We start from the raw sequence: 8,739 nt of genomic DNA on the forward strand, positions 1-8,739 counted from the left end.
TGATAAACAGTCGTTTTAGACTATGGCATATTATTGCATAGATATGGTGTAATATACTGTCTATCAATATCCTTGCAAAAACGACTTCTATGAAAAACGATTTACTTTGCTCTTTATTTTTCTTTTTACTTATCGGTTTGGCATCTGCTAATGCTCAGCTGTGGTCGATTTCGGGAACAGTTAAAGATATTTATGGTCATCCACTTTCGGCTGCTAATGTTTCTGAGAAAGGTACAAAAAACGGGACACAGACAGATGTTGATGGTATGTTTTCCCTCGAAGTATCAGCTGATAATGCAGTTCTCAAAGTTTCTTTTATAGGATTTGTAACTCGCGAGATTCCCGTAAGTGGGCAACAGGAGATTACAATCGTTCTCGAACAGGATATTACCGGACTTGAAGAGGTGGTGGTGATAGGCTATGGCAATGTAAAAAAGAGCGATCTTACCGGAGCGGTATCACAAGTGAGTGCAGAAGAGGTAAGTGCCTTTCCTACAAGTTCTGTCATGCAGTCGTTACAAGGACGAGCTCCCGGTGTTCAGGTGTCTCAGAGTACAGGAGCCCCCGGTGCTGCAGTAAGTGTGAGAATTCGGGGTTCCAACTCTATTCAAGGTAATAACGATCCGCTCTATGTGGTAGACGGTTTCCCTTATTCTGCTGCCCCCACTCATATCAACAATGCAGATATAGAGAGCATAGAAGTACTAAAGGATGCTTCTGCCACGGCTATTTACGGTTCGAGAGGAGCGAATGGAGTGGTAATGATAACTACTAAAAAGGGAAGGGAAGGAGCAACACGAGTCGAATTTGAAAGCAGTTATTCCACCCAGTGGCAAACTTCAAAACTCGATTTGCTCAGTGGTAGGGAATATGGGGTGTTGATGAATCTTCAGGCCGAAAATGACAATCAGGCTCCCTATTTTTCGGAAAGTGAAATAAACAATTTCGGAAAGGGATTCGACTGGCAGGATTTTGTGTTTGGGGAAGGAGTGGTCAAATCGTATTCGCTATCCGTAAGTGGAGGAAATGAAAAAACAAAATTCTCTCTTGGAGGAAGTGTTTTTGACAACGAAGGTATTGTAGAGGGAAGCGATTACAAGAGATATTCCGGTCGTGTGAATCTGAGCCATGAAATCAGTGATAAGGTAAGAGTGGAATGGAACAATTCGCTCTCCTATCTAGAGACTTATAGAAAAGACAGCAGGGGTGGTAGCCGGGGAAACTCGCTTATCGGAGCGGCCATAGCTGCAGCGCCGATTTCTACGCCCTATAATGAAGACGGTAGTTATCGTGTGCTGGCCGATGAGTATCCGTTTATAGCACCCGATATTGTAAATCCTATCAATTTTATCAGGGAACAATCCAATAAAATCAAGGCCAATGTGGTGCTGAGCAACCTTGCCTTTGTGTTTAATCCCATTCCTGAACTTACACTGAGAATAGCCGGAGGTATAGAAAACAGAGACGATAGAACAGATTCTTATACTACGCGAGATTTTCACAATTCCAACGGTTCGGCCAATGTAACGACCAATCAGGAGCGAAGCCTACTCAGCGAAAACACCCTTACTTACGAAAAGACATTCAACGACAAGCACAGACTTTCAGCCCTGGCCGGATTTACCTATCAAAATTTCACTCACGAATACGTAGCCGGTAGTGGAGTAGGCTTTATTAGCGATGCCTTCGAGTCGTATCAGCTTCAAATATCGGAAACCCCCGGAATTCCCTCTTCAGGATATGCAGAGTCGACACTGTTGTCATATCTCGGGCGAATCAATTACGCTTTTAAGGACCGTTACTTATTGACCTTTAGTATGAGACGCGACGGTTCTTCTCGATATAGTGAAGGTGAAAAGTGGGGGAATTTTCCGTCGGCTGCACTGGCTTGGAGAGCTGTCGAAGAACCTTTTATAAAAAGGTGGAATCTCTTTTCCGACCTGAAGATAAGAGGTAGTTGGGGATTGGTAGGAAGCCAGGCGATAAGTCCCTATACTACCTTGAATGTACTGCTCTCCGGCAAAACGGTTCTAGACGATCAGCTGTACAACACTCTAGCTCCGGGCACGCGCTTGCCCGGAAATCTTAAATGGGAAACTACAGAACAATGGGATGTAGGGCTAGACATGGGTTTTCTGAATAACCGCATCTCGTTGAGTTTGGATTATTACGTCAAAAATACTCGCGATTTGCTCAACACTGTGCCTTTGCCGAGTTCAATGGGCTATTTGTCTACGATTCAAAATGTGGGCGAGGTGCAGAACAGGGGATTTGAGATCGGTGCGTTCGGAGCTGTATTTACAGGGGATTTTAAGTGGGATCTTTCGGCAAATTTATCCTCTAACAAGAATAAGGTAGTGCAGCTATACGGGGGAGAAGATATACTTACTTCTTATGTTTCTGTTTTGGTGGTACAGGATAATATTTCCATTCTCAGTGAAGGTAAGCCTATGGGACAATTTTGGGGATATCGCGAAGACGGTTACGACGATCAGGGACAGATAAAATTGATGGATTTGAACGGAGATGGCACTATATCGGCCGACGATAAAACTTATATTGGCGATCCCAATCCCGATTTTATCTATGGAATTAACTCCTATATGAGCTATAAGAATTTTAGCCTATCGTTCTTTATACAAGGTTCGCAAGGCAACGATATTTTTAATGTCAGTGCTATTCCTGTGACCATGGATTACGGACAGGGACTAAATACCCTTCGCGATGTATACCTCGACAGTTGGAGTCTGGATAATCCCAATGCCAAATACCCTTTGATAAGCCGGAATACCTCGGCCTACGCTTCCGACAGATGGGTGGAAGACGGGTCTTATATACGCTTAAAAAATATAGAATTAGCTTATTCCATACCATTAGAAAACAGCTTTATAGAAAAATCGCAGATTTATATAAGCGGGCAAAATCTCATCACCATAACCGATTATTCCTGGTGGGATCCGGAGGTGAATTCACTGGGAGCGGGAAGCCCCGGAATTGACTACCTGTCTTATCCGGTAGCCAAAGGGTTTACCGTAGGATTGCGGATGACATTTTAAACTTGCTCAAACAGGAAAAACTCAACACATGAATTTTGTAAATCACAGCAATATCACCAAAAAAACTATTAGAATTTCGGCTTTGGCCTTTGCCGGTCTTTGTCTGACAATTTTGAGTAGCTGTAGCGATAGCAAACTGGATGAAAATCCAAAATCTATAGTAGAAGAACTTTTTTACAATACAAGAGAAGAACTCGAAGCGGCTGTAAACGCCTGTTATTCGCCAATCAGGGCAGAATACGCAGAGCAGATAGCTGTTTTAGATGCCCATACCGATTGGGGATACGGACGAGGAAGTAGAGCCAATTACAACGATTTTCAGGGCTTGAATTCGGCTAATATCAATACGACGGCAACCCGGTGGAATGCCTTTTATCTCAGTATTCGAAATGCCAATCTGCTGATTCACAATGCACCTCAGGCATTAGAAGTGAGCGATGAAGAGATAGCGCTGTATATTGCGGAAGCTAAATTTATGCGCGCATTGAACTATTTTATGTTGGTGAGAAATTGGGGCGGACTTCCCTTGCGCACTGAGGCGAATATGGAAGAAGTAGATTTAGCAAAAAGCAGTCCAGAAGAGGTGTACGAGCTTATATTGGAAGACTTGTACTATGCCGTAGAAGAACTGCCTGAACAAGCTCGTAATATCGGTCGCCCTACAGTTTACGCCGCAAAAAGTCTGTTGGCCGACGTACATCTTACCCTGGGAAATTATCCCGAAGCTGCAGCTGAAGCATTAGATGTTATAAACTCGGGAAAATACGCCTTGGTACCGGCTACTACTATAGAAGATCTTCAATACAACCTTTTTGGTCCCGACATTCTGACGTCTTCTGAAGAGGTATTTTCGTTTAAATACACCCATGAGATCAATCAGGGTAACTGGATTCTCTTTGTGTTGAATCACCCGAGTACCGGACTCTTTAATTTTGGAGGGAGTTATGCCCACTACGGCGATGCGACCAATCCTTTTTTTGTGAATTGGGACGAGGGCGATTTGAGAAAGGCCCTCTGGGATCGTATAGATTTTGGTCTCGGCCCGAATACCCTGGTGTCTAAAAAATATGTAGACCAACAAGCCGTAAATAACAGAGGTGCAGGGAACGACCTGCACGTGTACAGATTTGCAGAAGTATTGCTTATATATGCGGAGGCTTCTGCCAGAGAGGCTGGAGGGGTTACCCCCGAGGGGATGGAAGCATTGAACAAGGTGCATCGCCGCGCCTACGGACAGGATATAAACAGCAGCAGTTCTTTAGATTTTAACGCTGCCGATTACAGTCTGGATGCTTTCGTAGAGTTGGTACTACAGGAAAAGGCCTATGAGTTTATTTTTGAAGGAAAACGCTGGTACGATTTGAAACGCACCGGTACGGCGGCAAAGGCTGTACTGGAGGCAAAGGGAATTACCATAGCAGAAAAACACTATCTGTGGCCTATTCCCAATTCCGAGCTCAATTTTAATGGTGCCATGGGACCCGACGATCAGAATCCGGGATATTAAGGAAACTGTCTCTAGGAAGGCTTTTTTGGGGAGTATCAGCTGGCGATACGCTGTTTGTCGGTTTTAATACTTATTGATAAACACTGTTTTTTTGTTGACAAACTCCTGTATGCCGTCTGTCGACAATTCCCTTCCGTAGCCCGAGCTTTTGGTGCCTCCAAACGGTAGGCGAGGGTCGCTTTTTACGAGTTCGTTTACAAAGACAGCGCCGTCGTCAAATTCAGGTATCAGGCTCTCTGCTCTTTTTAGATTCTCGGTAAAGACAGAAACCCCGAGTCCGAATTTGCTATTGTTTACCAGAGCGACGGCCTCTTCTGCGGTGTCAAAAACTGTTATGGCCATAAGAGGGCCAAAGGTCTCTTCTTTAAAAATGGGCATTTCTTCGGTAACATCAGTAACTATTGTAGCCTCAAAAAAAGCTCTGCGCCTTTTGCCTCCGGTAAGTATCTTAGCGCCCTGTTCAACAGATTTTTGCAGTTGTTTTTCGAGTTCTTCTGCCAAATCTTCGCGGGCAAGAGTACCGAGGTAAGTAGCTTCATCCATAGGATCTCCCGTCTTTAATCGGCTTACTTCGGCTATAAATTTTTCAGTGAATTTTTCTGCTATCGAAGCCTGTAACAGCAGTCTTTTACCTGCAATACAACTTTGTCCTGCATTCTGAAAGCGCGCCTGCACACAGGTTTTGACAGTCTCTTCGAGATTGCAATCATCAAAAACTACCAGGGCATTACTGCCGCCCAACTCCAATACGGTTTTTTTGATCTGGCTGCCGGCGGTCGCTGCCACTGCACTACCGGCAGCTTCACTCCCCGTTAGTGTGACTGCTTTTACCTTGTTGTTTGTAATGATGCTCTCCACTTTTTTGCTGCTTATCGGTAAGTTGGTAAGACAGCCGTCCGGAAATCCGGCCCTGCGGAAAACTTCTTCGATGAGACTAGCCGATTTCATAACGTTACTCGCGTGTTTTAGCAGCCCGACATTTCCCGCCATCAGGGCAGGAGCTGCAAAGCGAAAAACTTGCCAGAAGGGAAAATTCCACGGCATTACAGCCAGAACGACACCTATAGGAGCATAACTCACATAACTTTTGTAGGCCTCTGTTTCTATGAGTTTGTCAGCTAATTGTTGCGCTGCATTTTTGGCGTAATACTCACAAACCCAGGCACATTTTTCCACTTCTGCCAGAGATTGCGAAATGGGCTTGCCCATTTCTTCCGTAATGGTCGTGGCGTATTCTCTCTTGTTCTTTCTCAGTTCGGTAGCGGCGTTTAACATCAATTTTTTACGTTCAGAAAAAGTGACTTCTCTCCAAGATTGATATCTCTTATCTGCCCTGTCTATAGCTTCGTTAATCTGCTGTTCGCTGTATTCCCTGATTTCATATACCTTTTGTGAGGAATACGGATTTATGGATTGTAACATATTGATAGTATTAATTCAGGATGCTATTCCTTGTGTTTAAGGAGAAAAAATGATATGCAAATTACAAAAAGAATAGCGGACTAGCGCATATAATTTTCTTGGACATTCTCAGATCTGTTTATATATTTCTATAAGAGAGGGTTTTTACTCGGACAGTAATTCTGTATCTTAGCTCTCCACTGAAAACTTTAAAACCAAATACTTTGAACTATGAATATAAGAATAAAACCGATTGGCCTGTTGTTATTGGCAGTAATCACTTTTTCCTGTAAAACCGATACCGACAAAAAGACGGTAGCTAAAACTACAAGTGAAGAAAAGCTCGTCGAAGGAGATGGACAAAAAGATTCGGAATGGATTTATCTTTTTGACGGCACGAGTACAGAAGGTTGGCGAGGATATAATATGGATTCCCTTCCTCCGGGGTGGACGGTAAAAGACAGCACACTTACCTTCGATACTGAGCTCGGATTGGAACAGAACTACAAGGGAGGAAAAGATATTCTCTACGGAGCTGAAGAGTTTGACAATTTCGAATTGTATTTGGAGTGGAAACTTCCTAAAGGAGGGAACAGCGGTATTTTTTATCATGTCAAAGAAGGGTATTCCGGTCCGCCAGTGGTAGCTCCAGAATATCAACTCATAGACGATGAGAATTACGCCAGTATACACGATCTTACAGCATATAATACCAGTCTGGGATATACCGATAAACCAGAAGAGCTAAAACCTTTACAGCAAACGGGGGCCGATTATGCTATGCATCCACCTGCTGCAGATAAAATACTACATCCAGTAGGAGAGTGGAACAGTACTAAAATAGTTTTTACTCCGGAAAGAGTAGAACATTGGCTCAATGGAAAGTTGTTGTTGACTTTTGTGCCTTGGGATGAGGCTTGGTACGAAAAGAAAAATTCTGACAAGTGGAAAAACAGTCCAGATTACGGAAAGTACAAAACTGGATACATCGCCCTGCAAGACCACGCCAGCCCAATATGGTTTAGAAATATCAAGATTAAAAAATTATAACCTTCACAATCAGATGAACAAGCGCGAATTTTTAAAAACGGGCAGTGTTGGTGCTCTAGGAGTAATGCTGCTTCCTTCTCTGTTAAAAGCTTCAGCTTCCGTAAACCGTTTGCGAACTGCCCATATAGGAGTGGGAAATATGGGGATGGAAGATTTAAAGGCGATTTCTTCTCATTCGGCAGTGGAAGTGGTGGCTTTGTGCGATGTGGATACAGTTTATTTGTCTGAAGCGCACAAGCTTTACCCTGATGCCCGAACGTTCTCCGACTATCGCATCATGTTTGAAGAAATGAGCGATCAGATCGATGCTGTCGTTGTATCTACGCCCGACCATACCCATGCTCCGGCTTCTATATTGGCTATGGAGATGAACAAGCCTGTGTATTGCCAGAAACCGCTCACACATTATGTGTCTGAATCACGGGCAATGAAAGAACTGGCTGCCAGAAAAGGATTGATAACCCAGATGGGAATACAGGTACACTCCTTTTACGATTACAAACTGGCAACACTCCTCATCCGTTCAGGGATAATAGGAAAAGTACATACGGTACATGCCTGGTCTCCTAAAAATTGGGGATACGACGGACCACCTCCGGAGGGAGAAGATCCGGTACCGGAAAGACTGGATTGGAATCTCTGGTTGGGAACCTCACCCATGCAGACCTATAAAAAGGATGTTTATCACCCCGCAAACTGGAGGAAACTGCTAGATTACGGTTGTGGTACCCTTGGCGATATGGGAGTACATATTTTTGACACTCCATACAATGCTCTAGAGCTCGATGTGCCAAAAACTGTTGCGGCGGCATGTAGAAGGCCCAATGGCTTTGGATTTCCAGAGCAGAATACTATAACCTATGAATTTCCGGGAACGAAATACACTTCAAAATCTCTGAAATGGATATGGTATGACGGACCTGGAGCTCCAATTGTAAACGATGACCTTGTGTTGCCCGGTATGAAAGAGGATAAAGCTGAAGAAAAACAAGAAGATAAAGTAGGTGATAAAGACAAGATATCACTCGATGCAAGAGTGGCTTCCGACGGTCAACTTCCAGAACAAGGAGCTGTATTTGTCGGGGAAAAAGGACGTTTACTACTTCCTCACTTTATGCAATTACCCAGAAAAATTGTCGATGGAGAATATGTCGATATTTCTGAGGAAATAGCTAAAATATCAGAGAAGTATCATTTAGGAGAACCAGTTCGAAATTACGAGACTGAGGGACCTAAACACTACCACCAGTTTGTAGATGCCTGTTTGGGTAAGGCAGAGTGTACTGCTCCTTTCGATTATGCTGCACGGCTTACAGAAACTATTCTGCTGGGTACCATAGCCGGGCGATTTCCTGGCGAAACCCTTCACTGGGATGCCGAAGCTGCCAGATTTAAGGAAGATAAAGCCAATAAGTATCTAGTTGGGGAGTACAGGGAGTTTTAGCGATGTCCGGAGCTTTGAGAATTATGAACTTAGGAACAGAACTCCTCTTGAGTTAAACAAAGGGTGTCGATCCGATTTTATCTACCCGATTAAAAAACCCGCAGTAATTGATGATATATCGCACTGCGGGTTTTTTTTAATCTGTTGAGTTATGTATATAAATTCTATATTTTTATTCCTTAAAAATCAAAGGAAATGACACAATTTAAAGGACAAAATATCATAGACTTTTTGAAAGTTTTCCCGGATGATGCTTCCTGCAAGCGCTATTTGGCCGAGTT

The 8,739-nt window shown here is 43.5% G+C and carries 5 protein-coding genes; 4 read left to right on the plus strand and 1 reads right to left on the minus strand.

Annotation, left to right across the window (positions count from 1 at the left end):
* Positions 1-89: 89 nt before the first annotated feature.
* Complete coding sequence (locus tag ACYZZR_RS07595; protein WP_461533397.1) at positions 90-3,056, plus strand: SusC/RagA family TonB-linked outer membrane protein; 2,967 nt, start codon at positions 90-92, stop codon at positions 3,054-3,056.
* A 28-nt stretch (positions 3,057-3,084) separates the two neighbouring features.
* Positions 3,085-4,563 (plus strand): RagB/SusD family nutrient uptake outer membrane protein, encoded by a 1,479-nt coding sequence (locus tag ACYZZR_RS07600; protein WP_461533398.1) that lies wholly within the window; start codon positions 3,085-3,087, stop codon positions 4,561-4,563.
* A gap of 63 nt (positions 4,564-4,626) precedes the next feature.
* Here the strand turns inward: ACYZZR_RS07600 and ACYZZR_RS07605 are convergent, their stop codons facing one another.
* Positions 4,627-5,985, minus strand: a complete 1,359-nt coding sequence (locus ACYZZR_RS07605; RefSeq protein WP_461533399.1) for an NAD-dependent succinate-semialdehyde dehydrogenase — start codon at positions 5,983-5,985, stop codon at positions 4,627-4,629.
* A gap of 210 nt (positions 5,986-6,195) precedes the next feature.
* On the opposite strand from ACYZZR_RS07605, the gene ACYZZR_RS07610 reads away from it, so the two are divergent.
* Together ACYZZR_RS07610 and ACYZZR_RS07615 are read left to right on the plus strand one after the other, a co-directional pair.
* Entirely contained in the window at positions 6,196-7,014 is an 819-nt protein-coding gene (locus ACYZZR_RS07610; protein ID WP_461533400.1) for a 3-keto-disaccharide hydrolase, read from the plus strand.
* Positions 7,015-7,027: 13 nt separating this feature from the next.
* Positions 7,028-8,458, plus strand: coding sequence for a Gfo/Idh/MocA family protein (locus ACYZZR_RS07615; protein ID WP_461533401.1), 1,431 nt, complete (start codon positions 7,028-7,030; stop codon positions 8,456-8,458).
* Positions 8,459-8,739 lie beyond the last annotated feature (281 nt).

This window comes from Sinomicrobium sp. (genome assembly GCA_029266035.1).
Taxonomy (GTDB): domain Bacteria; phylum Bacteroidota; class Bacteroidia; order Flavobacteriales; family Flavobacteriaceae; genus Sinomicrobium.